At 33.4% G+C, this 24,712-nt stretch carries 17 protein-coding genes; 16 read left to right on the forward strand and 1 reads right to left on the reverse strand.

Features of this window, described 5'->3' with window-relative positions; all coding sequences use genetic code 11:
* From NQQ59_RS24090 to NQQ59_RS24100, 3 genes are all read left to right on the forward strand, one after another.
* Positions 1 to 2,065 (forward strand): T9SS type B sorting domain-containing protein (locus NQQ59_RS24090; RefSeq protein ID WP_257698459.1); only part of this gene is annotated, 2,065 nt, incomplete at its 5' end.
* 47 nt (positions 2,066 to 2,112) lie between these two features.
* Entirely contained in the window at positions 2,113 to 3,024 is a 912-nt protein-coding gene (locus NQQ59_RS24095; protein WP_144215469.1) for a PorP/SprF family type IX secretion system membrane protein, read from the forward strand.
* An 87-nt stretch (positions 3,025 to 3,111) separates the two neighbouring features.
* On the forward strand, positions 3,112 to 5,079 hold the full coding sequence (locus NQQ59_RS24100) for an OmpA family protein (protein WP_257698460.1): 1,968 nt from the start codon (positions 3,112 to 3,114) through the stop codon (positions 5,077 to 5,079).
* Positions 5,080 to 5,139: 60 nt separating this feature from the next.
* Here NQQ59_RS24100 and NQQ59_RS24105 read toward each other — a convergent pair whose 3' ends face one another.
* The gene (locus NQQ59_RS24105; protein WP_144215467.1) at positions 5,140 to 5,475 is read right to left on the reverse strand and encodes a hypothetical protein; all 336 of its coding nucleotides are present in this window, start codon (positions 5,473 to 5,475) and stop codon (positions 5,140 to 5,142) included.
* An 821-nt stretch (positions 5,476 to 6,296) separates the two neighbouring features.
* Between NQQ59_RS24105 and NQQ59_RS24110 the strand changes: the two genes are divergently transcribed.
* The 13 genes from NQQ59_RS24110 (at position 6,297) to NQQ59_RS24170 (ending at position 24,708) form a co-directional block, all read left to right on the forward strand.
* Positions 6,297 to 6,722: a CBS domain-containing protein gene (locus NQQ59_RS24110; RefSeq protein ID WP_144215466.1), complete on the forward strand. Its 426-nt coding sequence runs from the start codon at positions 6,297 to 6,299 to the stop codon at positions 6,720 to 6,722.
* Positions 6,723 to 6,875: 153 nt separating this feature from the next.
* Positions 6,876 to 9,167: an NADP-dependent malic enzyme gene (locus tag NQQ59_RS24115; RefSeq protein ID WP_144215465.1), complete on the forward strand. Its 2,292-nt coding sequence runs from the start codon at positions 6,876 to 6,878 to the stop codon at positions 9,165 to 9,167.
* A gap of 76 nt (positions 9,168 to 9,243) precedes the next feature.
* Complete coding sequence (gene ruvA / locus NQQ59_RS24120) at positions 9,244 to 9,825, forward strand: Holliday junction branch migration protein RuvA (RefSeq protein ID WP_144215464.1); 582 nt, start codon at positions 9,244 to 9,246, stop codon at positions 9,823 to 9,825.
* A gap of 24 nt (positions 9,826 to 9,849) precedes the next feature.
* Positions 9,850 to 17,097, forward strand: a complete 7,248-nt coding sequence (gene sov / locus NQQ59_RS24125) for a T9SS outer membrane translocon Sov/SprA (protein WP_144215463.1) — start codon at positions 9,850 to 9,852, stop codon at positions 17,095 to 17,097.
* Positions 17,098 to 17,182: 85 nt separating this feature from the next.
* Entirely contained in the window at positions 17,183 to 17,563 is a 381-nt protein-coding gene (gene gcvH / locus NQQ59_RS24130) for a glycine cleavage system protein GcvH (RefSeq protein WP_144215462.1), read from the forward strand.
* Positions 17,556 to 17,939, forward strand: a complete 384-nt coding sequence (locus tag NQQ59_RS24135; protein WP_144215461.1) for a VanZ family protein — start codon at positions 17,556 to 17,558, stop codon at positions 17,937 to 17,939. Before gcvH ends, NQQ59_RS24135 begins: the two co-directional genes overlap by 8 nt.
* Before the next feature lie 112 nt (positions 17,940 to 18,051).
* Complete coding sequence (deoC, locus tag NQQ59_RS24140; protein ID WP_144215460.1) at positions 18,052 to 18,795, forward strand: deoxyribose-phosphate aldolase; 744 nt, start codon at positions 18,052 to 18,054, stop codon at positions 18,793 to 18,795.
* Between the two features lie 18 nt (positions 18,796 to 18,813).
* The gene (locus NQQ59_RS24145; RefSeq protein WP_144215459.1) at positions 18,814 to 20,937 is read left to right on the forward strand and encodes an energy transducer TonB; all 2,124 of its coding nucleotides are present in this window, start codon (positions 18,814 to 18,816) and stop codon (positions 20,935 to 20,937) included.
* Positions 20,938 to 21,096: 159 nt separating this feature from the next.
* Positions 21,097 to 21,999, forward strand: a complete 903-nt coding sequence (cyoE, locus tag NQQ59_RS24150) for a heme o synthase (RefSeq protein WP_144215458.1) — start codon at positions 21,097 to 21,099, stop codon at positions 21,997 to 21,999.
* Between the two features lie 2 nt (positions 22,000 to 22,001).
* The gene (locus NQQ59_RS24155; protein ID WP_144215457.1) at positions 22,002 to 22,589 is read left to right on the forward strand and encodes a cytochrome c oxidase subunit 3; all 588 of its coding nucleotides are present in this window, start codon (positions 22,002 to 22,004) and stop codon (positions 22,587 to 22,589) included.
* Between the two features lie 42 nt (positions 22,590 to 22,631).
* Positions 22,632 to 23,618 carry a cytochrome c oxidase subunit 3 gene (locus NQQ59_RS24160; RefSeq protein ID WP_144215456.1) on the forward strand — a complete coding sequence of 329 codons (987 nt, stop codon included), beginning with the start codon at positions 22,632 to 22,634 and terminating at the stop codon, positions 23,616 to 23,618.
* A gap of 19 nt (positions 23,619 to 23,637) precedes the next feature.
* A complete protein-coding gene (locus NQQ59_RS24165) occupies positions 23,638 to 23,988 on the forward strand; it encodes a cytochrome C oxidase subunit IV family protein (RefSeq protein ID WP_144215455.1) in 351 nt (116 codons plus the stop codon).
* Between the two features lie 78 nt (positions 23,989 to 24,066).
* Positions 24,067 to 24,708, forward strand: coding sequence for a hypothetical protein (locus NQQ59_RS24170; RefSeq protein WP_144215454.1), 642 nt, complete (start codon positions 24,067 to 24,069; stop codon positions 24,706 to 24,708).
* The last annotated feature ends 4 nt before the right edge of the window (positions 24,709 to 24,712 follow it).

A 24,712-nucleotide genomic window follows, 5' to 3' on the forward strand; every position in this document is an offset into this window, starting at 1 on the left:
ACCGGATCCAAAAGGATATCTGACATTGAATCCTGACGGAACAGTAACTATCGGAGCCAACCCTCCAGCAGGAGATTTCGAACTGACGTATACGATCTGTGAGAATCTGAATGCAGGAAACTGCAAATCAAATACGGTTACCGTAACAGTTGGATTACCGGTTATTGATGCAGTTGCAGAAACGTTAACACCTTCAATAATTGGAAGTATAGGTGGAAAAACTACAGATTCTGTAGTAGATAATGACACGTTAAATGGGAATCCGGTTGTTATTGGTGCACTTCCTGGTCAGGTAAAATTAATAGCAGTAAATATTCCGACAGGATTAACTTTAAATGCAGACGGAACAGTAACAGTTGCAATAAATACACCATCAGGAATTTACGATGTTGAATATAGAATTTGTGAAATCACTAATCCATTAAATTGTGATAGTGCAATTTCTAAGGTTGTTGTAAACAATGGAATTCTTGTTGCAAATCCAGATGTTATTTCATCTGTAAAAGCATCAAATACAGCAAAAGATCTAGGGGTAAATATTTTTGATAACGATACTAAAAACGGAAATGAATTAAATCCATCAGATGTTACATTATTAGTTTCAAAACCAGATCCAAAAGGATTTTTAACAATTAGCTCTGACGGAAGTGTTAGTTTGGGAGCTAATGCACCAGCAGGAGATTATGAGTTAACTTATACTATTTGTGAAAAATTAAATTCTGAAAACTGTAGTTCAAATATTGTAAAAGTTACAGTAACAGAATCAACAATGCAGGTGATCATTGCAAATAATGATGAAGAAGGACCAATCGATGTGAAAAAAGGAATGAACGCAACGATCAACATTTTTGCAAATGATCTTGTAAACGGAGTGAGACCAAATCCTTCAGATGTTATTTTGACAACGGTTAAGGCAAATTCAAACGTAGTTCTAAATGCAGACGGATCGGTAAGTATTGATTCAAACACTCCAAATGGTATTTATGAAGTGACTTATCAAATCTGCGATGCAACTAGTACATCAAATTGTAGTCAACCGGCAATAGTTAAAATTACAGTGTTAAACAGTGTAGATCCAATTGATCCTGCAACACCAAATCAGATTACTTTAGGTGATGACACTGATATTAGTGTTGATGGAATTAATGGAGACTTAGAGTTTATAAATGTTTTAGGAAACGATTTGATAAACGGACAGCCAATTAATCCAGCAGATGTTGTTGTAAAACCAGTAACAACTGATGCTTATTTTGAATGGAATGCAGACGGAACGGTAAGTGTAAAACCAAACACCCCAGGAAAAACGTATACATTAACGTATCAAGTTTGTGAAAAAGCAGATCCATCAAATTGTTCAACAGCTGTATTAACTGTTTTTGTTGAAGTTCCAGCAATCGCAATTGTGAAAACAGCAACGTTTAATGACGAAAATAAGGACGGCTTTGCTAATGCAGGTGAAACAATTACATACAAGTTTACAGTAACTAATACAGGAAATGTACCACTTAAAGGAATTACAATAAGCGATCCGTTGCCAGGAGTAACAGTTTCTGGACAATCAATTGATTTGGCTGTAAATGAATCTAACGAAACTAATTTCACTGCAGTTTATAAAATAACTCAGGAAGATATTAACAGAAAGACGGTAAGCAATCAGGCAATTGCAAAAGGTAGCAGCTCACGAGGAGTAGTTGTAGAAGATCAGTCAGATGATTCATCAAACAGCGGAGATAATCCAACTGTAATCAATTTAGATGGATGTACAATTGAAGTCTTAAAGGCTTTCTCTCCAAATGGAGACGGTAAAAACGAGCGATTCTATATTAGAGGAATTGAATGTTATCCAGATAATACAGTTGAGATCTATAACCGTTGGGGAGTTTTAGTTTTCAGTATTGATCAATATAATAATACTGATAGAGCATTTAGAGGATATTCTAACGGACGCTCTACAATTAAACAAACAGAAGGTCTGCCAGTGGGTACTTATTTCTACATTTTGAAATACAAAGACAGTGCTAACGCTCCGCAACAGAAATCTGGGTATTTGTACATTAATAAATAAAAAAGATTACGGCTTAGTTTAAGCTAAGCCGTTTTAAAGCTTACTAAATGAAAAAGTTAATTTTAGTTTTTATGTTTTTTTCGATTGTGGCCAATGCGCAGCAAGATGCCCAGTTTACACAATACATGTACAACACAATCGAAGTCAATCCAGCTTACGCAGGTACACGTGGAGTGATGAGCGTTTTTGGTTTGTATCGTACCCAATGGGTTGGTTTAGAAGGTGCGCCTCAAACCAGTACATTTTCTGTTAATACACCTTTAAGCAATAGTGATTTAGGACTTGGTGTTTCTTTGGTAAATGACAAAATTGGACCTACTACAGAAAATACATTGTCAGCTGATTTATCTTATACCATACCAACTTCGGCAACATGGAATTTGTCTTTTGGTATTAAAGGAACGGCAAATCTTTTTAATATCGACATTAATAAATTGACTACGGAAGATCAGGACGATCCACAGTTTCAAAGTCTAAAAAATAGATTTTCGCCAAATGTTGGAGCGGGACTTTATTTTCATTCAGACCGCGCTTATATTGGATTATCTGTTCCTAATTTTATAGAAACCAATCGTTACAATTCTGATGATACGGCGATTTTTAAAGACAGAATCAATTACTACTTAATTGCGGGTTATGTTTTTAATCTGGATCGTTTAGAATACATTAAGTTCAAACCTGCCTTGATGACCAAAATGGTAGAAGGAGCTCCTTTGCAAGTAGACGTTTCTGGAAACTTTATGTTTAACGATAAATTCGTTCTTGGACTTGCTTATCGTTGGAGCGCTTCTGTTAGTGCAATGGCTGGGTTTCAAGTAACAAAAGGAATGTATATTGGTTATGGTTATGATCATGAAACAACTAGATTAAGAAAATACAATTCAGGATCACATGAAATTTTCCTTCGCTTTGAGTTTTTCAATAATTATAATAAAATGATATCTCCAAGATTCTTCTAATTAATGCCCGTTATGAAAATTAAAAAAATAGGTTATACAGTTTTATTAGTATGCTTTTTTTTCCAGATAAATGCACAAACAAAAAAAATGAGCAAGGAAGAAAAACTAAAAAAAGCAAATGAAAAACTGATCATCAAAGCCGATAAAAAATATGATGACTACGAGTATGTAGATGCCATAAAAGAATATAAACACATCTTAAGAAAAGGAGTGCAGGACGAAAAAGTATTTCAAAGACTTGCTGATTCGTATTATTTTACTGGAGATTTAAGAAATGCAGAAAAATGGTATGGAGAACTTTTCAGAATTAATAAAGAACAACTACCAGAGTATTTGTATCGCTATGCACAATCTTTAAAATCGGTAGGTCATTACGAAAAAGCAGATCAAATTTTAGAGATATTCAACACAAAAGCAAACTCACAAAACAGAGCGGCTTTAGTTAGAAGTGAGAAAAATTATCTGGCAGAAATTAAATCTAATTCAGGAAGATATGAAATTGGAGATGCTGGTGTTAATACTGACTTTTCAGATTACGGCGGAACCGTTTATGACAATAAAATTATTTTTACCTCTGCAAGGGATACAGGCGGAATAGCGAAAGCGAATTTTAAATGGACCAACAAATCATTCTCTAAATTTTATACAGCAAATTTACTGCCCGACGGAAGTGTTGGAATCGTAAAACCTTTTCATAAAAGAGATAATGGAAAATATAATGAGTCTTCTCCAATTTTCACAAAGGATGGTCGTACAATGTATTTTACCAGAAACAATTTTATTGATGGAAAACGAGGAGAAAACAATAAAAATGTTACCCTTCTTAAATTGTATAAATCAGAATTGGTAGATAATGAGTGGAAGAATGTAAAAGAATTACCATTTAACAGTAATCAATATAGTACGGCACATCCTGCTTTAAGTGTTGATGAAAAAACATTATATTTTGCATCAGATATGCCTGGAACTTTAGGAGAATCTGATTTATATAAAGTGGCAATTAATACTGACGGAAGTTTTGGAACACCACAAAATCTTGGTCCAGGAATCAATACAGAAGGAAGAGAAACATTCCCGTTTATATCAGGAGACAATGAATTGTATTTTTCTTCTGATGGACGTCCGGGTTTAGGAGGTCTTGATGTATATGTTGCAAAAATAAATGAAGACGGAACATTTGATGATGTTCAGAATGTTGGTCAGCCCGTAAATAGTAAGCAAGACGATTTTGCTTTTACGATTGACAGTAGAAACAGAAACGGATTTTTCTCTTCAAACCGTGAAAATTCACACGGAATGGATAATATATACCGATTTACAGAACTAAAGAAACTGGTGTGTGAACAAGAACTTTCAGGAATAATTACGGATGCAGAGTCAAATGAAATAATAGCCAATGCTTCGCTTATTTTGTTTGATGAAAACTTCAATACGTTACAAAATATTGAATCAGATGAAAAAGGGAATTATGTATTCAATAAAGTAAAATGCGGAAAGAAGTATTCAATTAGAGTTGTCAAAGAAGGCTTTAACAGAAAAGATGTTTCGGTTAATTTAAAGAAAGAAAACGGAAAAACAGATTTCCCGATTGCGCTTCAAAAAATCATTAAGCCAATTGAAACAAAACAAATCATAGTTAATAAAGTAGCGGTTAAACCAGTAAAAATTGCAAATATTAATATTGGATCAGATTTGGTAAAATTGCTTCATATTCCGATGAACTTTTTTGATTTAGGAAAAGCAACCATCAAAAAATCATCAGAACCTCAGTTGATGAAAGTAGTAGGAGCATTTAGCCAATATCCGAATCTAAAATTAGATATTCGTTCTCATACAGACAGTCGCTCTTCTTCTGAAAGTAATCAAATTTTATCAGACAAAAGAGCACAATCTACAAGAGATTGGTTAATAAGCAAAGGAGTTGATCCGAGCAAATTGACTGCAAAAGGTTACGGCGAAACACAATTAGTCAATAAATGTGCAGATGGTGTAAAATGTACAGAGCAGCAACACCAATTAAACAGACGAAGCGAATTTATTGTGGTAGAAATGTAAATTAGAATTTTTTTTAAATACGAAACCCCCTTTTCTAAATTTTAGAAAAGGGGGTTTTATTTACTCCTTAATACTAGAATCCCTAGCAAGCAAATAATTAATTTCACTTAAAAATTCAAATTCACTCATAGGAATTAGTTGAAGTACCGTTTCTAAAATAAGACTCACATCGATCGCAGATTTATTAGTTTCTGAGATTTGATGCGCATTCTGATTTAATGTCAAAATACACATCTTTAACATATCAGTAATTACACATCCTAATTCTAGATAATTTTGAAATTTTATTTGAGCAACGTTATCTCCTATTTTGTCGCTAGTTGGCTTTAAGGTCTGAAAATAAAAAGAAGTTAATTTTCTTAAAGGTTCTAGGTTTTTAATTTCATTTGCTTCCATAGTTTAATTGCTTTATTTATTGTAAATACTTACAGAATTATATATTGCATCGTTTATTTTAAGTTTTGCAAGTTGCTTTTTATCATTTTCAACATACGATAGTATGTGATTAAGAAATTTCTTGTTTTTTTTCAAATGTATTTCAATGCTACAAAATATCGTACGTCATATATGTCGCATTATGTAATTTTTATTTAAAAGTCCCAGAGGGACGAAATATTTATAGAAAACATTTTAATTCCCTATGAATAAGCCCCATCGGGGCGATATGTCGCTCTGATGGAGCTTTTTGGATTCTGTAGACTGTTCTTCTATAAATATTATGCTCCGCTGGAGCATTTTTCAAAATATTTCAAACGGGGCGTTTAACCATAAATTCTCGCTTCGCTTGGATTTTTGGATTCTGTAGACTTTTCTTCTATAAATAGTATGCTCAGCTGGAGCATTGTTTTTGAATATTGCAAAAAAGCTACTCCAAAAAGAGTCATTTCACAACATCAAAATATACGCTTAGTAACTCCGCTAGGAGTTTTTGGTCGGTAGCCCTCCAACAAAATGCCCGAGTATATGTCCCATAGGACATTTGATAGCATCGTAGAAACAACCAATTTATTTTTATCAATTAGGTGTCAAAAAGTTAAAAAATCTAATTTTCATCAAAAAACTATTCTAAACGATTTCATTCTTTACACTATAATTTTGAAAATATGTTCTTTGGTGTATTTTGTTTAAAATGAATGAGTTGTGTTTTTAAAAAATCGTTTTCGTTGCAGATGGTGTTTGTTTTTATTATAACTTTATAATTCTAAAAATTTTTCATTATGACTGTAGATCAAATACTTAAAGCAAAAGGAAGAAATGTCTATTCTATTTACTCTAATTTAACGGTTTATGATGCGTTAAAAGTTATGGGAGACAAAAACATCGGAGCCATTTTAATAATAGACAATAACGTTCTCAAAGGAATATTATCGGAGAGAGATTATGCTCGTAAAATTGTTTTAAAGGATAAATCTTCTAAAGAAACTTTTGTACATGAGATTATGGAAAGTAATGTTTTTACAGTAAAACTTTCAGATAATCTAGAAGACTGCATGCAGCTAATGAGCGAAAAAAGAATACGACATCTACCTGTTTTAGAAGACGGAATAGTGGTTGGAATAATCTCAATAAGCGATGTGGTAAAAGCAATTATAGAAATGCAGAAAGATACCATTCAGCATTTGAATTCTTATATTTCTCAATAAAGTATAGCTAAAAACGATAAAAATTTAAAGGAGTCCAATTTCTATTGGACTTTTTTTATTTATCAAAATGGATTTTAAGAAAAGAAAACGCTAAAAAGACTCCTTTTTAAAACAAGACTTATATCTTTGTAAGCTAGAATAAAAGCTAAAATAATGAACAAAGAGAGTAAAAAAAGAGAAGCGTTACTGTATCATGCAGAACCGACTCCAGGAAAAATTCAGGTAGTTCCAACAAAAAAATATGCAACCCAGAGAGACTTGTCATTGGCTTATTCGCCAGGAGTTGCAGAACCATGTTTAGCAATTGCAGAAAACATTGATGACGTTTACAAATATACAGCAAAAGGTAATTTAGTTGCCGTAATCTCAAACGGTACAGCCGTTTTAGGTCTTGGAGACATTGGTCCAGAAGCAGGAAAACCTGTAATGGAAGGGAAAGGTTTATTGTTTAAAATATTCTCTGATATTGATGTTTTTGACATCGAAGTTGATACCAAAAATGTTGAAGAATTTATTCAGACTGTAAAAAATATTGCTCCAACTTTTGGAGGAATCAATCTAGAAGATATTAAAGCTCCAGAATCTTTTGAAATCGAAAGAAGATTGATCGAAGAATTGGATATTCCAGTAATGCATGACGATCAGCACGGAACAGCAATTATCTCTTCAGCAGCTTTAATCAATGCTCTTGAATTAGCAGGAAAAAAAGCAGAAGATATAAAAATGGTAGTTTCAGGTGCAGGATCTGCTGCTATTGCTTGTACCGATTTGTATGTTTCGTTAGGAGTAAAAGTAGAAAACATCTTAATGTATAATAGTAAAGGACTTTTAACAAAAGACAATCCTTCACTTTCAGAATTACAATTAAAATATGCTGTTGATGGTGCTAAAATTGAATTAGCAGAAGCAGTAAAAGGAGCTGATGTGTTCATCGGTTTATCTTCAGGAAATATTCTTTCTCCTGAAATGTTACTTTCAATGGCAAAAAGCCCGATTGTTTTTGCAATGGCAAATCCAAATCCGGAAATTGATTACAATCTTGCTGTTGAGACCAGAAAAGATGTTATTATGGCGACAGGACGTTCAGATTTTCCTAATCAGGTAAACAACGTTTTAGGTTTTCCATATATCTTTAGAGGAGCATTAGATGTAAGAGCCAAAAAAATTAATGAAGAAATGAAAATGGCTGCTGTTAAAGCTTTGGCCATTTTAGCAAAAGAACCAGTTCCAGAGCAAGTTAACGTTGCTTATGGAGCTACAAAATTAGGTTTCGGACAAGAATATATTATCCCTAAACCATTTGATCCTAGATTGATTACGGTTGTTGCGCCTGCAGTTGCAAAAGCAGCAATGGAATCTGGCGTTGCCAAAAATCCGATTACAGACTGGGCAGCTTATGAAGATGCACTTCGTGAGCGTATGGGGAACGATAATAAAATGGTACGATTGATTACAAACCGTGCTAAATTAGATCCAAAAAGAATTGTTTTTGCTGAGGCAGATCAATTAAATGTTTTAAAAGCAGCTCAAATTGTTTACGAAGACGGAATTGGATTTCCAATTTTATTAGGAAACAAAGAACAAATTTTAGAACTAAAAGCAGAATTAGGTTTTGATGCAGATCTTGAAATCATTGATCCTAAAACAGATGAAGAAGCAGAAAGACGTAATAGATTTGCTAAATCATTCTGGGAAGCTAGAGGACGTAGAGGTGTTTCAAAATTAGACGCAGAAAAATTCATGCGCGAAAGAAACTATTTCGCAGCAATGATGGTGAACGAAGGTGAAGCAGATGCAGTAGTTACAGGACATTCCAGAAGTTATCCTTCGGTTGTAAAACCAATGATGCAATTGATTCCAAAAGCACAAAATGCATCGTTAATTGCTACAGCAAACATGATGCTAACTTCACGTGGACCAATGTTTTTATCAGACACAGCAATAAACATTAACCCATCTGCTCAGGATTTGGTTAATATTGCTATTATGACTTCTAAAACAGCTAAAATGTTCGGAATTGAACCAGTTATTGCAATGGTTTCGTTCTCAAACTTTGGTTCTTCGACAAGCGAAAGCGCTTCAAAAGTAAGAGAAGCAGTGGCTTATTTACATAAAAACCATCCAGAAATGATTGTTGATGGAGAAATTCAGGCAGATTTTGCTTTAAATCAAGAAATGCTTGAAGAGAAATTCCCATTCTCTAAATTGGCTGGTAAAAAAGTAAATACCTTGATTTTCCCTAATCTGGAGTCTGCAAATATCACTTACAAATTGCTGAAAGAATTATACAAAGTAAATTCAATTGGGCCAATTATGATGGGTATGGGTAAACCGGTGCATATTTTCCAATTGGGTGCAAGTGTAGAAGAAATGGTGAATATGGCTGCCATTGCAGTTATTGACGCGCAGGAAAAAGAAAGTAAAAAGAATAAAATAACACAATAACGTTCTAACAAGGATTGAATAAATTTGTCGTAGTTTTATGGCAATTTTGTTATATTTGATACTAATAATTATATTTATGATAGCACATTTGCAGGGAAGATTAGTAGAAAAAAATCCTACAGAAGTTGTGATAGATTGTGGGGGGGTTGGTTATCAGGTAAATATATCGCTGCATACCTTCTCCTTAATTCCAAATTCTGAAAATATAAAATTGTATACGCATCTTCAAATCAAAGAAGATGCGCATACTTTATATGGTTTTGTTGAAAAATCGGAGCGTGAAATTTTTAGGATGCTAATTTCTGTTTCCGGAATCGGAGCTGGTATTGCCAGAACGATGCTTTCGTCAATAGAACCTAAACAAATAATAAATGCTATTGCATCAGGAGATGTTGGTGTAATACAATCTATAAAAGGGATTGGAAACAAAACAGCACAAAGGGTTATACTTGATTTAAAGGATAAAGTTGTTAAATTGTACGATTTGGACGAAGTTTTTGCAGTTCAAAACAATAGAAACAAAGATGAAGCGTTATCTGCTCTAGAAGTTCTAGGTTTTGTTAGAAAAGCTTCTGAAAAAGTGGTAGAAAGAATCGTTAAAGAAGATCCTGAAGCTACTGTAGAAACAATTATCAAAAAAGCTTTAAAAAGCTTATAAATTCATTTTATATAAAAGAATTCTATGCGTAAAATTTGTATTTTGTTGCTGGTCTTACTCTGCGGTAATGTTTTGCGTGCGCAGGTAACCCCGGCAACTCAAGATACAACTAAAACTCAGTTTTCAGTTGGTAAAATTGAGATTGCAGACCCTCCAAGTGTATTGTCGGCTTATAAATATGATCCTATTACAGATCGTTATATCTACACCAATTCGGTTGATGGCTTTTCAATTAATTATCCTTTAATTTTAACTCCAAAAGAATACGAAGATCTACTTCTAAAAGAATCCAGAAGGAATTATTTTAGAAAAAAAATGGATGCCATTGATGGCAAAAAAAATGGAGCTGAAGCAGCCAAAAAAGATCTACTTCCAAGATATTACATTAATTCAAGTTTATTCGAAAGCATTTTTGGTAGTAATACTATTGATGTAAAACCCACAGGGTCAGTAGAAATGGATTTAGGTTTGCGTTATACCAAGCAAGATAACCCTTCATTCTCACCAAGAAACAGATCGAGTCTGACTTTTGATTTTGATCAAAGAATCAGTATGAGTTTAATGGGGAAAATTGGAACTCGTCTGGAGGTTAATGCTAACTACGATACACAGTCTACATTTGCATTTCAGAATTTATTTAAACTGGCTTATACACCTTCTGAAGATGATATTGTTCAGAAAGTAGAAGTCGGGAATGTCAGTATGCCTTTAAACAGTACATTGATTAGAGGTGCACAAAGTTTATTTGGGGTAAAGGCACAATTGCAATTTGGTAAGACTACAGTTACTGGAGTATTCTCAGAACAAAAGTCTCAAACCAAAAGTATAGTCGCAGAAGGTGGAGGGACGGTTCAGAACTTCGATTTGTTTGCGTTAGATTACGATAATGATCGACATTTCTTCCTTTCACAATACTTTAGAAATAAATACGATAACTCTTTAAGAAATTATCCTCTTATTGACAGCCGTGTTCAGGTTACAAGATTAGAAGTATGGGTAACCAACAAACAAAATAGAGTAACTACCACCAGTAATAATTTAAGAAACATTATTGCACTTCAGGATTTAGGTGAAGGTCAGGTTAATGGAGTACCAGACAATGAAGTTGTCGTAATTACCAATTCTGCAGGATTTTTTAATCAGCCTGTAGATTCTCCTACAGATAATATAAATAACAAGTACGATCCTGCTGCTATAGGAAGAGGAGGTTATTTAAATTCTAACATTAGAGAAATTGCTACAGCAGGTTCTGGATTCAACAACGCGAATGTAAGTGAAGGTACAGATTATTCTATTTTAGAAAATGCCAGAAAATTAACTACAAACGAATATACTTTTAATTCTCAGTTAGGTTACATCTCTTTACAGCAACGTTTGGCAAATGACGAAATTTTAGCCGTTGCATTTGAATATACCGTTGGAGGTAAAGTGTATCAGGTTGGAGAATTTGGTAGTGATGGGGTAGATGCAACTGTTGTTACAGGAAATAGTAATAATTCTAATCAGGCTGTAATTACACAAAGTTTGGTTTTGAAAATGCTGAAAAGTAGTTTGACCAATGTGAAAAATCCAGTTTGGAATTTGATGATGAAAAACGTGTATCAAATTCCACAAGCTTATCAAATCAAACAAGAAGACTTTAGACTTAACATTCTTTATACAGATCCATCACCAATCAATTATATAACACCAGTAACAGGAACTACTTTTCCAGCTAATCCAGCACCAGAAGATAGAGTAGAGAAAACACCATTATTGAATGTTTTCAATCTAGATCGTTTGAATTATAATAATGATCCGCAGACTGGTGGAGACGGTTTCTTTGATTATGTTCCAGGAGTGACGGTTGATGTGCAAAATGCTCGAATTATTTTTACCACAAAAGAACCTTTTGGAGAGCTTCTGTTTAGAAAATTAGATAGTGGTACAGGAGCGACTTATAATGATCCAAACACTTATAACGACAACCAACGAAAGTATGTATTCCGAAATATGTATCGAAATACACAGGCTGGTGCATTACAGGATAGTGATAAAAATAAATTCTTATTAAGAGGTAAATATAAATCTTCTGGAAGTAATGGTATCCCAATTGGGGCATTCAATGTGCCTCAAGGTTCTGTTGTAGTAAGCGCGGCAGGAAGAAGATTGGTGGAAGGAATTGATTATAGCGTAGATTATCAATTAGGAAGAGTACAAATTTTAGATCCTTCACTTCAAGCTTCTAATACACCAATTGAAGTTTCTTTAGAAAATAATTCCATTTTCGGACAGCAGACCAGAAGGTTTATGGGATTCAATATCGAACATAAAATTTCTGAAAAATTTGTTGTTGGAGGAACTTTCCTAAAGATGACAGAACGACCTTTTACTCAGAAATCAAGTTATGGGCAAGAGTCTGTAAATAATACCATTTATGGTTTTAATGGAAATTATTCAACTGAAGTTCCGTTTTTAACCAGACTAGCAAATAAATTGCCTAATGTTGATACAGATGTTCCCTCAAATCTTTCGATTCGTGGAGAAGTTGCGTTTTTAAAACCAGATGCACCAAAAGCAAGTGATTTTGAAGGAGAAGCAACTATTTACATCGATGACTTTGAAGGTTCTCAGACTACAATCGATATGAGATCGGCTTATGCATGGAGTTTGGCTTCAACTCCTTACATTGGATCTTTAAACGATAATACATTTAATGCTGCTTCGAATACATTAGAATATGGTTATAAACGTGCAAAATTAGCATGGTATACAATCGATCCTGTTTTTTATGCTTCTAAACCTTCTGGAATTTCGAATGAAGATTTATCTCTAAATTCAACAAGAAGAGTTTACAGTAGAGAACTTTATCCAAATACAGATATTGCACAAGGACAGCTTCAGGTTATTAATACACTCGATTTAACATATTATCCATCAGATAGAGGACCTTATAATAACAATCCTAATTTTGGAACAAGTAATCCGTCAACCAATTTTGGAGGAATTATGCGTGCTCTAAATTCAACCAATTTTGAGCAGGGCAATGTCGAGTATATTCAGTTCTGGGTACTTGATCCTTATGTTGGAACGGGGCAATCACAACCTGGAAATAGCGGAAAAATTTATTTCAATTTAGGTGAGGTTTCGGAAGACGTTCTTAAAGACGGAAGAAAACAATATGAAAACGGATTAGGGCCAGATCAGGTTATGGTAAATCCGCAACCAATTTGGGGAGATGTTCCGGCGTCTCAATCATTAATCTATGCGTTTGATACCAATGCTGACAACCGTAGAAATCAAGACGTAGGTTTAGATGGTTTGCCAGATGCCAAAGAGGGAGCTGTTTATACGAATTATGCAGGCGAAGAAGATCCGGCAGCAGATAACTATAAGTATTATTTGAATACAACCGGAGGAGTCTTAGATCGTTACAAAAGATACAATGGAACTGAAAACAATTCGGCTGTAAGTGTAGATGATCCAAATCGTGGTTCTACAACACTTCCAGATGTGGAAGATATCAACCGTGATAATACAATGAGTACAATCAATGCCTATTATGAATATAGTGTTGACTTGAAGCCAGGAATGCAGGTTGGTGACAATTATATTACAGATATTAGAGAAGTAACTAATGTGGAGCTACCAAATGGTGGTACAACAAACGCAAGATGGATTCAGTTTAAAATTCCGGTTTCTCAACCACAGAATACAATTGGAAATATCACAGATTTTAGATCAATTCGTTTCATGCGTATGTTCATGACTGGATTTAATGATCAAATGACGGTTCGTTTTGGAGCATTAGATTTAGTGAGAGGAGAATGGAGAAGATATACAGGTACACTTGATGCAAATGATACAAATCCAGAAAATGACGGAACTGAATTTGATGTTGCAGCAGTTAATATTCAAGAAAACGGTACAAAATGTCCTGTAAATTATGTTATTCCTCCAGGAGTTCAAAGAGAGCAATTGTATAATAATAACACTATTATTAATCAAAACGAACAATCTCTAGCAGTAAGAGTGGGCGGAACAGGATTAGAATATCAGGATTCTAGAGCAGTTTTCAAAAATGTTAGTGTGGATATGCGTCAGTACAAAAAATTAAAAATGTTCCTGCATGCAGAATCTCTTCCAAATGAAACAGAACTTTTAGATGATGAAATGATTGGTTTTATTCGTTTTGGTAATGACTTTACACAGAACTTTTACCAAATTGAAATTCCGTTAAAAGTAACCAGAACAGGAGGATCATGTACAATTAGTCCGGATCAGGTTTGGTTGGATGAAAACAATATTGATTTGACGCTTTCTCTATTGACCAGAATGAAAATTTTGGCCATGAAGATTGATCCTAACGATGCAAGAAGAGATATAAATGGTATTTATTATCCAGATAGAGATCCAAGTGTTGAGGGCGGGGATCAGGACAGTAAATTAACTTTAGGTATAAAAGGTAATCCAAATTTTGGTTTGGTTCGAAATTTAATGGTCGGAGTTAAAAGCCAGGCAGATCATAAAGATATTAAAGGAGAAGTTTGGTTTAACGAACTTCGTATGTCTGATCTGGAGAACAAAGGTGGTATGGCGGCGTTATTAAATATTGATACCAATATGGCCGATTTAATGACATTATCAGCATCTGGTAAAAAGAGTACAATTGGTTTTGGTTCTATTGAGCAAGGTGCAAATGAAAGAGATCGTGAAGATATTCAGCAGTATAATATTGTGACCAATTTGAATTTAGGTAAACTGTTACCTAAAAAATGGGGTATTAATCTTCCATTCAATTATGCAATTGGAGAAGAAGTTATTACTCCAGAATACGATCCTTTTAATCAGGATATCAAACTGAAACAATTAATTGCTGAAACTACAGATCCTGCAGAAAAAGATAATCTTAGAACTCGTGCGGTAGATTATACCAAGCGTAAAAGTATTAACTTTATTGGAGTAAGAAAAGATAGAGCACCAGAACAAAAACCTCATGTTTATGATGTGGAGAACTTTACATTTTCTCAATCTTACAATCAGGTAGAAAGACACGATTATGAAGTAGAAAACTATGAGGACGAACAGTCTAATACTGCAATAAATTATGCTTATAATTTTCAGCCAAAAGAGGTTGTTCCGTTTAAGAAGAATAAATTCATGAAAACGAGTGAATATTGGAAGTTGTTGAGCGATTTTAATATCAATTATCTTCCATCAAATGTTTCATTCAATACAAATATTATTAGACAAAGTAATCGTCAGCAATTTAGAGAGGTTGAATTAGATGCAGGAAGTATTGGGATTGATCCGTTGTATAGAAGAAATTTTGCCTTTAACTATCAATATGGTTTCGGATTTAATTTGACAAAATCATTAAAATTAAATTACAATGCTGCTTCTAATAATATTGTTAGAAACTTCCTAAATGACGATAATACTCCAAAGCAAGATTTTAATATCTGGGAAGATTATTTTGATATTGGTACACCAAATCAGCATTTACAGCAGTTTATTTTGAATTATGAAATTCCAATTAACAAAATTCCAATTTTCAATTTTGTAAAAGCAAATTATTCGTATACTGCAGATTATAATTGGCAACGACCTTCAACGGCAATGTCTCATTTAGAAGAAAATGGTACTACATGGAATCTTGGAAATACTATTCAAAACGCCAATTCGAATACTTTTTCTACAACATTAAATATGAATTTGCTGTATAAATATTTAGGATTAACTCCGGGAGCAAAACCAGCAAAAACCAAGGCGGTAGCGGCTCCAAAACCAGGAGAGAAAATTGTGAATACAGCAAAACCAGCTACAAGTAGCAGTCCTTTTTATGATGGTTTAATAGGGGTGTTGACTAGTGTAAAAAATATTCAGATCAATTACACAAAAAACAACGGAACCGTTTTACCAGGTTTTATACCAGGTGTTGGATTCTTCGGTACGTCTAAACCATCTCTAGGATTTATTTTTGGAAGTCAGGATGATATACGTTATGAAGCTGCAAAAAATGGATGGCTAACCGATTATCAGAATTTTAATCAAAGCTTCACGCAGGTTAGTAATAAGGTTTTAAAGGTTACAGCAAACGTAGATTTATTTCCTGATCTAAAAATAGATTTAGCAATGGATCGTTCTTATTCTGAAAATTCATCTGAACAATATAGTGTTGTTGAAAATGCTAGAACGGGGGTGTTGGATTATACACCTTTGTCTCCATATAGTTACGGAATGTTTTCTATTTCAACGGTAATGATAAAAACAGCTTTTTCAACAAGTAATGAAACGCAGTCGGCAGCTTTTGATGATTTTAGAAGTAACCGTTTGGTAATTGCAAATCGATTGGCTGAAGAACGATATGGACAGGGAATGCCAATTCCTAGATATGATGCTTCTGCTCTTCCTGCCGAAGATCCAACTGTACCGATAGAGAATATTGCAAATCCGAATAATAGTGAGAGAAAACTAATTCAGTCAAATGATGGTTATCCGATAGGGTATTCTAAAAGTAATCAGGCCGTTTTGCTTCCGGCATTCTTAGCAGCGTATACTGGAAAAGATGCTTCGAACGCTTCAACAGGAATTTTTAGAAGTTTCCCTATTCCAAACTGGACAATAAAGTATAATGGTTTAATGCGTTATAAATATTTTAAAGATCACTTTAAGCGTTTTTCTTTACAACATAATTATAGAGCATCTTACACTATTAGTCAGTTTAGGTCTAACTTTGATTATCTTGAAAATCCAAGTGGACAGGATGTAAATACCAATTTCTTTAATAAAACGATTATGTCCAATGTCAATTTGGTAGAGCAGTTTAGTCCGCTTATCCGTGTTGACTTTGAGTTGAAGAATTCTTTCCGTCTTTTGACAGAGGTTAAAAAAGACCGCGCTTTATCTATGAGTTTTGATAATAACTTATTGACGGAAGTAAAAGGAGTGGAGTATGTAGTAGGATTGGGATATCGTTTTAAAGATGTTATTTTCTCATCAAGACTGGCAGACAATCCGACCGGAATTATTAAAAGTGATATTAACTTAAAAGCCGATTTTTCATTTAGAAATAATGAAACATTAGTTCGTTATTTAGATTACGATAATAATCAGCTTGCGGCAGGACAGAATATATGGACATTAAAGTTAACAGCTGATTACGCTTTCAGCAAAAACTTAACAGCAATATTCTATTATGATCATTCGTTTTCGAAAGCTGTTATTTCAACAGCATTTCCTTTGACGAATATTAGATCAGGTTTCACACTTCGTTATAATTTTGGAAATTAATTTTTAGTTTCTAAACTAGATTTCTTAGAAGATTATTACATTTGTGACTTAAATTTTAAATTATCAATTTTTCAAACATACTATTATGAGCATACCAGCAAATTTAAAGTACACAAAAGATCACGAATGGGTTAGCATCGAAGGAGATGTTGCGACTGTAGGAATTACTCATTTTGCACAAAAAGAGTTAGGAGATATCGTGTATGTTGAGGTAGAAACTTTAGATCAAACACTTTCAAAAGATGAGGTTTTTGGAACTGTTGAGGCTGTAAAAACAGTTTCAGATTTATTCTTACCATTAACAGGTGAAATCATTGCTTTTAATGAAGATTTAGAAAGTGCTCCTGAAACTGTAAACTCAGATCCTTACGGAGCGGGATGGATGATTAAAATTAAAATCGCTGATGCTTCAGAAATTGATTCTTTATTATCTGACGAAGCTTATAAAGATTTAATCGGTGCCTAAACAATTTCTGTTAATTTGGGCAATTATATGCTCAGGAATTATTACCTATTTTTGTTTGACAGATTCGAGTAATATTCCTGTTGTTAATTTTCCAAATATTGATAAAATTGTACATTTCTGTTTTCATTTTGGATTTACATTTTCGTGGATCTTGTTTTTCAAAAAGGAATTTGTAGGAAAGGGAGCTGAAGATTTTAAAGCTTATTTGATTTCTTTTATATTTTCTGTTTTTTTTGGAATTACAATTGAAATTCTTCAAAACGCAATAACAACAACAAGAGCTGCAGATGTTACAGACATTCTGGCTAATGCACTTGGAGCGGTTATAGCTGTTTTTACAGCAATTGCTTTAAAAAAGCAGATCGATAGGATATAATACTAAACCCACTTCGGTGGGTTTTTTTCTACAAGAAAATCAAAGTTTTAAAAGACTGTTTTTATCAATATAAAATGTACTTTTGTGCTGGTTTTCTGCAATTTCTATCATTATGAATGTAAAGCAATATTTAGATTCGACTTATTTAAAAACTGCCTCGCAAGCTGGTCTTTCTGAAGCAGAAAATACGATTGTGGTAAAAAAAATGATTGCCGAAGCAATTCAGGAAGAATTTAAATTAATTATGATTCGTCCAGAATATGTTGCTTTAGCAAAAGAAATGATAATAGCCGCTAATTCGGTTTTATTGGTGGGAACTGTAATTGATTTTCCTGAGGGGAAATCAAGTCTTGAAACTAAGATCAAAGAAGCGAATGAGGCAATTGCAAACGGAGCTGATGATTTAGATTTTGTTTGTAATTATGAAGCTTTCAAAAACGGGGAAATAGATTTAGTAAAAAAAGAAATCTTAATAGGAACCCAGATTGCTTTAGCCAATAATAAAACCGTAAAATGGATTATAGAGGTTGCTGCTTTAACAGATAAAGAGATTATTCAATTATCGGTTTTAATAAAAAATGTGGCAGTATCTCATTTTAACGAAGACGATTTAGATTCTATTTTTGTAAAATCTTCAACAGGTTTTTATAAAACAGAAAATGATACTCCGAATGGAGCGACAATTCCAACAATAATTATAATGCTTGAGAATGCTTCGCCACTTTCTATAAAAGCTGCTGGTGGTGTTCGTTCGTATGAAGAGGCGGCAGAAATGATTCGTTTAGGAGTAAAACGAATAGGAACGTCAGCGGCAAAAGCAATTGCAAACGGAGAGAGTTCCTCAAATCAATATTAAATAAATACCATATTATAAGTGAATAAGTTTTTTTTGTCCCTTGTTTTTATTTTTTCATTTTTCATTGTTTCTTCACAGCAAAATGGTAATGCGTCAGTTCAGCCGGGCTTTACGGCAGAAATGTTTCCTGTTTTTCCGAACTGCGAAAATTTGGAAGGTAAAAAATTGGAAAATTGTTTTTATAAAGAAGTACAGGATTTTGTATTTACCAACTTTCAGGTTCCTGAAAATTTAAAACAAAATAACTATAAGGGGGCAGTAAAAGTACTTTTTGAGGTTAATGCTGAAGGAGAGTTTAAAATAATTTATGTTTCAGCAGTAAATGAAGAATTATCTGAGGAAGCAAAACGCGTATTTGGGAAATTTCCAAAAATTAAACCTTCAACTTATAACGGAAAGCCAACTTATTCTAAATACACCATCTCGATTGATATTCCTCTAAAAAGTTCTGAACAACTTGCGGCAGAAGCTTTGGCTGCGTCGGAAATTTTAAAACCAATCGAAAAACCGATGACAGAACTGGATAGTATTGTATATAAAAAGTACAATAATCCGGAATTCGAAAGTCATTTAAATATACCATTTTCCCACAGTTATTATGCCCAGTTTGATGCTGCTATGAATCAGGTTGGAAGCAATAATCATACAGCTTCTAAGCCTTATACTTATACTGAGGTTTCAAAATATTATAATTTAAAAGCAGTAAATCAATCATTGCAGAAAAATGTTTCGTCTTGGTTGGGAAGAAAATGGTGGAACGAAAACATGGTACAGATTCAAGGAGAAGATTACTGGTTTTCATTAAATCCGATTGTGGATTTGCAAATGGGTAAGGCTTCAGATAGTGATGCTTCTTATACTTACGTGAACACAAGAGCCTTGAATTTTAGAGGAGGTTTAGGAAAACAGATTAATTTTACGACTACATTTTTTGAGAGTCAAGGACGATTTGCAGGTTATTTTAATGATTATGCAGAATCTATTAAGCCTTCTGGTGGAAATCCGGCGATAATTCCTGGAGTTGGAATTGCCAAAAGATTCAAAACAGATGCTTACGATTTTCCTTTGGCAGATGCTAATATTACTTTTGCTCCAAGTAAAATTTTCGATTTACAGTTGGGGTATGGTCGAAACTTTATTGGTGATGGCTATCGTTCGCTTTTGGAAGGAGATGGAGCTAGTCCGTATCCATATTTTAAAATCAATACCAATTTTTGGAAAATAAAATATACTAATACGTATATGTGGATGAAAGATGTTCGTCCTGAAGTTACAGAAGAGCGAACATATGCAACTAAATTTATGGCGAACCATTATTTAAGTTGGAATGTATCCAATAGATTGAACCTTGGTTTTTTTGAATCTGTAGTTTGGACAGATTCGAATAATAGGGGTTTCGATATTAATTTTGTAAATCCGATTATTTTTTACCGTGCAGTAGAATTTGGTTCTTCTTCGAGAAGTGGTAACGCTCTTTTGGGAATTACCGGAAAATATAAATGGAATAATAGTATTAACTTGTATTCACAGTTCCTGATTGATGAATTTTCTGTTTCTGATGTTGGAGCAGGAAATCAAAGTTGGAAGAATAAATTTGGTTTTCAGCTTGGAGCAAAATATTTCAATGCATTTAATGTAAAAGATTTATTGGTTCAGGTAGAATTCAACCATGTTCGCCCTTATGTGTATTCGCACAGTGCTGTTATTACGAATTACGGACATAACAATCAAAGTGTAGGACATCAATGGGGCGGTAATTTTAAGGAATTGATTGTAATTGGCCGCTACCATAAAGGTCGTTTGTTTGGAGATGCAAAGTTTACAATGGGAACAAGAGGGTTAGATTTTGACACTGCTGAAGATTCGTATAACTACGGAGGGAATATTTATAAAAGCTATGATGAAAAACGTCCTTACGACACTGGTGTAAAAGTAGGGCAAGGAAACAAAACCAGTATTTTTATTGCAGATATTCAGGGTGGTTATTTAATTAATCCGATGACGAATTTGAAATTATTTGGAAGTCTTATTTATAGAAATTTTGATCCTACTCAGGAAACAGCAACAACTTTCAAGCAAAATACAACATGGTTTAGTATCGGATTGCGCTCCGATATTTTTAACTGGTATTTTGATTATTAAAATTTTTAATAAGATTTTTCGAAACAATAGTGTTAAAGAATGCTGAGATCTTAATTTGTAAAGGTTTTATTGGAAAAAATCTATTTTTATAGGTTTATATTCTACAATCTAATTTGTACATTTGCACCACTCAAAAAAAATACACAAATATCAACAGTATTGAACGCTGCAAAAAATACATTATCAATTAAATCAATATTTTTAGATTTTAAAGAGATTACTAAAGCTGGTCTAGCTATTAGTGTTTTGTTTTCTTCTATTGCGGGATATTTATTGGGAGTAGATTCTGATCATCCTTTTCAATGGAGTGTTTTAGCTGTTTTGGCAGTTGGAGGTTATTGTATGGTTGGAGCATCAAATGCTTTTAATCAGGTAATCGAAAAAGATATTGATTCTTTAATGGATCGTACCAAAAATCGTCCTGTTCCTTCTGGGCGTATGTCTCCAAAAGTAGCTTTATTGGTAGCAAGTCTGCTTACAATTCTGGGAATAGCGCTACTTTATACCATAAATGCGAAGTCGGCAATGTTTGCTGCGATTTCTATATTCCTTTATACAAGTATTTATACACCCTTAAAAACGGTTACTTCGCTTTCTGTTTTTGTTGGAGCATTTCCAGGCGCAATTCCTTTTATGTTAGGATGGGTTGCTGCTACCGGAGAATTCGGTATAGAGGCTGGAACATTATTTTTAATTCAGTTTTTCTGGCAGTTTCCTCATTTCTGGTCTATTGGATGGTTTTTGTATGAAGACTATGAGAAAGCAGGAATATTTATGCTTCCGACAGGAAAGAAAGATAACGGAACTGCATTACAGATTATTTTGTATACAATTTGGCTTATTATAGCATCGTTGTTACCTGTATTAGGATTTACAGGACAGTTGTTTATTTCGCCAATTGCAGCGGTTTTAGTATTTCTTTTAGGGATTTGGATGCTTTTCTATGCAGTTAAATTGTATAAGTTGAGGACTGCAAAAGCGGCAAGGACATTAATGTTGGTGAGTGTGTCTTATATTTCGCTTTTACAAATTGTATTTATAGTAGATAAATTTTTAAGATAGTTATGGAAATGACAATAACAAGAAATGAAGAACAAGCACAAAAGTCAAAATCAGCAAAACTGATTCTGCTTTTTGCTATGGTAAGTATGACCATGATGTTCGCGGGATTAACAAGTGCATTTGTAGTAAGTAAATCCAGAGCAGACTGGTTGAAGAACTTTGAACTTCCTTCTGCTTTTTATTGGAGTACGGCAGTTATTATTGCTTGTAGTGTTACTTTTCATTTGGCAAAAAAAGCCATTCAGAAAGACAATAGAAGTGCAGTTACAAGTCTTCTTTTAGGAACTTTAGCTTTAGGGGTTTTGTTTATAATATTACAATTTCAGGGATTTGGACAAATCGTTGAGCAAGGATATTATTTTACAGGAGAAGGTAGTTCAATTACTACAACTTTTCTTTATGTGGTGACAGTTACACACTTGTTGCACTTAGCTGGCGGATTAATTTCACTTTTAATTATAATTTATAATCATTTTAAACAAAAATACAATTCGACTCAAACTCTTGGGATAGAGCTAGGTGCGATGTATTGGCACTTTTTGGATTTATTATGGGTATATTTATTTTTATTTTTATTTTTCTTTAAATAAGAAAAAAACGTAAATTTGGGAACTTTTTAACGAATATCTTTTATGGGAGCGACAGTTACTACTGCAAACAACGACGAAAAAACTTGGGGAGGCGGTCATGAGATCCAGCCACTAGGATCAAGTTATGGTAAAATGATGATGTGGTTTTTTATCGTATCAGATGCCTTAACATTCTCTGGATTTCTAGGAGCTTACGGTTTTTCTAGATTTAAATTTATTGAAACTTGGCCTTTGGCTGATGAAGTGTTTACTCACTTTCCATTTATGCATGGTGTTGCGGCTCCAATGTATTATGTAGCATTAATGACTTTTATTTTGATCTTTTCTTCTGTAACAATGGTATTAGCTGTTGATGCAGGACACCAATTGAAAAAGACAAAAGTTGCAATCTACATGTTTTTAACAATTATTGGAGGTATTATCTTCGTTGGTTCTCAAGCTTGGGAATGGAAAAACTTCATTAAAGGAGAATACGGTGCAGTTGAAACTGTTGGCGGAAGCTTATTGCAATTCGTAGATAAAGACGGAAAAAGAGTAGCTTTAGCTGATTTTGCTGTTAAATTGCCAGAACAAAGAGAAGCTTTAACAAGAAGCCATTCAACTTGGTTTATGGAAGATGCTCAATCTTTACCAACTTACACAGTTGCTGAAGTTCAAGCTGGATTTAAAGCACATCCTGAAATTTTAATTAGAACTGAAAAACTTACAGATAAAAAGAAAAAAACTGTTTTATCAAGAGAAGAATCTGAAGCTCATTTAGCGACTGCTAAATATGTGGTAGAAGGTGCTAGCTTGATCAGAAACGAGTACGGTAATAAATTATTTGCTGATTTCTTCTTCTTCATCACTGGTTTCCACGGATTCCACGTATTGTCTGGGGTTATTATCAATATCATTATTTTCTTCAATGTATTATTAGGTACTTATGAGAAAAGAAGAAGCTACGAAATGGTAGAGAAAGTTGGTTTATACTGGCACTTCGTAGATTTAGTTTGGGTATTTGTATTTACAGTTTTCTACCTAGTTTAATTTTTAGAATTTAATTATTATGTCACACGAGCACGTATCAAATACAAAAAGAATCTGGTTTGTTTTCGGATTACTTTCAGTAGTAACTACAGTAGAAGTTATTTTAGGTATCTATAAACCAGCATCATTAGAATTTACGCATTTTATCGGTTTGAATTTGTTGAACTGGATTTTCTATATCCTTACAATTTTCAAAGCATACTATATTGTATGGGCATTTATGCACATGGAAGGTGAAAAAAGCAGTCTTAGATGGTCTGTTGTATCATCAGTTGTCTTCCTTGTTTTATATTTATTGTTTATTCTGTTAACAGAAGGACATTATATTTATGGGGTTTTTAAAGATTCTACTATTAAATGGAATTTTTAACATGATATTAATTCGAAAAGAAGCTCCGATTTACGGAGCTTTTTTTATTTTTGTACCTCAATAATTTCCGTTAATACAATGAAAAAAAATATAGTTCTCTTTGTACTTTTTGTTTTGCCAATTGTAGCTTATTTGTTTTTTGCTTCTGGTGTAAATAGTTTTACAACACTTCCTGTAATAACACCAAAAGTTGCCGATTTTGGAAATTGGAATTCATTAAACGGAAAAAAAATCTCTCTCAATAAAAAGATTACAGTGCTAGGTTTTGCTGGTACAAATATTTTGGATAACAGAGGTAATTATTTTAATTTAAATGAAAAGATCTACAAACGTTATAATGGTTTTGAAGATCTTCAGTTTGTAGTTCTTTGTCCAGAAGGAACAGAAAAAGAAGCTCAAAAAATTGAGGATGCTTTATCTCCTTTTACAGATGTTAAAAACTGGAATTTTGTTTTTGCGCCAAAAGAAGATATTCAGAAATTTTATGACGGATTGCATTTAAAAGAAAAATTAGATCAAAATTTGGGTACTTCTAATGTTTATATCATTGATAAAGAACGTAACCTAAGAGGGAGAAAAGATCCAAAAGAATATAAAGAAGGATATGATACTTTTCATCCATCTGAATTGAGTAATGAAATGCTGGATGATTTTAAAATCATTTTGTATGAATACCGCGCCGCTTTAAAGAAAAATCATAACGCTACTAAGCAACTTTAATAAT

The organism is Flavobacterium panacis (genome assembly GCF_024649945.1).
Taxonomy (GTDB): Bacteria; Bacteroidota; Bacteroidia; order Flavobacteriales; family Flavobacteriaceae; genus Flavobacterium; species Flavobacterium panacis.

What these genes read in the sequence shown, in the direction of transcription:
- NQQ59_RS24095 (WP_144215469.1), top strand. Translation starts at nt 2,113, where the DNA reads ATGAAAAAGTTAATTTTAGTTTTTATGTTTTTTTCGATTGTGGCCAAT.
- NQQ59_RS24100 (WP_257698460.1), top strand. Translation starts at nt 3,112, where the DNA reads ATGAGCAAGGAAGAAAAACTAAAAAAAGCAAATGAAAAACTGATCATC.
- NQQ59_RS24105 (WP_144215467.1), bottom strand. Translation starts at nt 5,475, where the DNA reads ATGGAAGCAAATGAAATTAAAAACCTAGAACCTTTAAGAAAATTAACT.
- NQQ59_RS24110 (WP_144215466.1), top strand. Translation starts at nt 6,297, where the DNA reads ATGACTGTAGATCAAATACTTAAAGCAAAAGGAAGAAATGTCTATTCT.
- NQQ59_RS24115 (WP_144215465.1), top strand. Translation starts at nt 6,876, where the DNA reads ATGAACAAAGAGAGTAAAAAAAGAGAAGCGTTACTGTATCATGCAGAA.
- ruvA (WP_144215464.1), top strand. Translation starts at nt 9,244, where the DNA reads ATGATAGCACATTTGCAGGGAAGATTAGTAGAAAAAAATCCTACAGAA.
- sov (WP_144215463.1), top strand. Translation starts at nt 9,850, where the DNA reads ATGCGTAAAATTTGTATTTTGTTGCTGGTCTTACTCTGCGGTAATGTT.
- gcvH (WP_144215462.1), top strand. Translation starts at nt 17,183, where the DNA reads ATGAGCATACCAGCAAATTTAAAGTACACAAAAGATCACGAATGGGTT.
- deoC (WP_144215460.1), top strand. Translation starts at nt 18,052, where the DNA reads ATGAATGTAAAGCAATATTTAGATTCGACTTATTTAAAAACTGCCTCG.
- NQQ59_RS24155 (WP_144215457.1), top strand. Translation starts at nt 22,002, where the DNA reads ATGGAAATGACAATAACAAGAAATGAAGAACAAGCACAAAAGTCAAAA.
- NQQ59_RS24160 (WP_144215456.1), top strand. Translation starts at nt 22,632, where the DNA reads ATGGGAGCGACAGTTACTACTGCAAACAACGACGAAAAAACTTGGGGA.
- NQQ59_RS24165 (WP_144215455.1), top strand. Translation starts at nt 23,638, where the DNA reads ATGTCACACGAGCACGTATCAAATACAAAAAGAATCTGGTTTGTTTTC.
- NQQ59_RS24170 (WP_144215454.1), top strand. Translation starts at nt 24,067, where the DNA reads ATGAAAAAAAATATAGTTCTCTTTGTACTTTTTGTTTTGCCAATTGTA.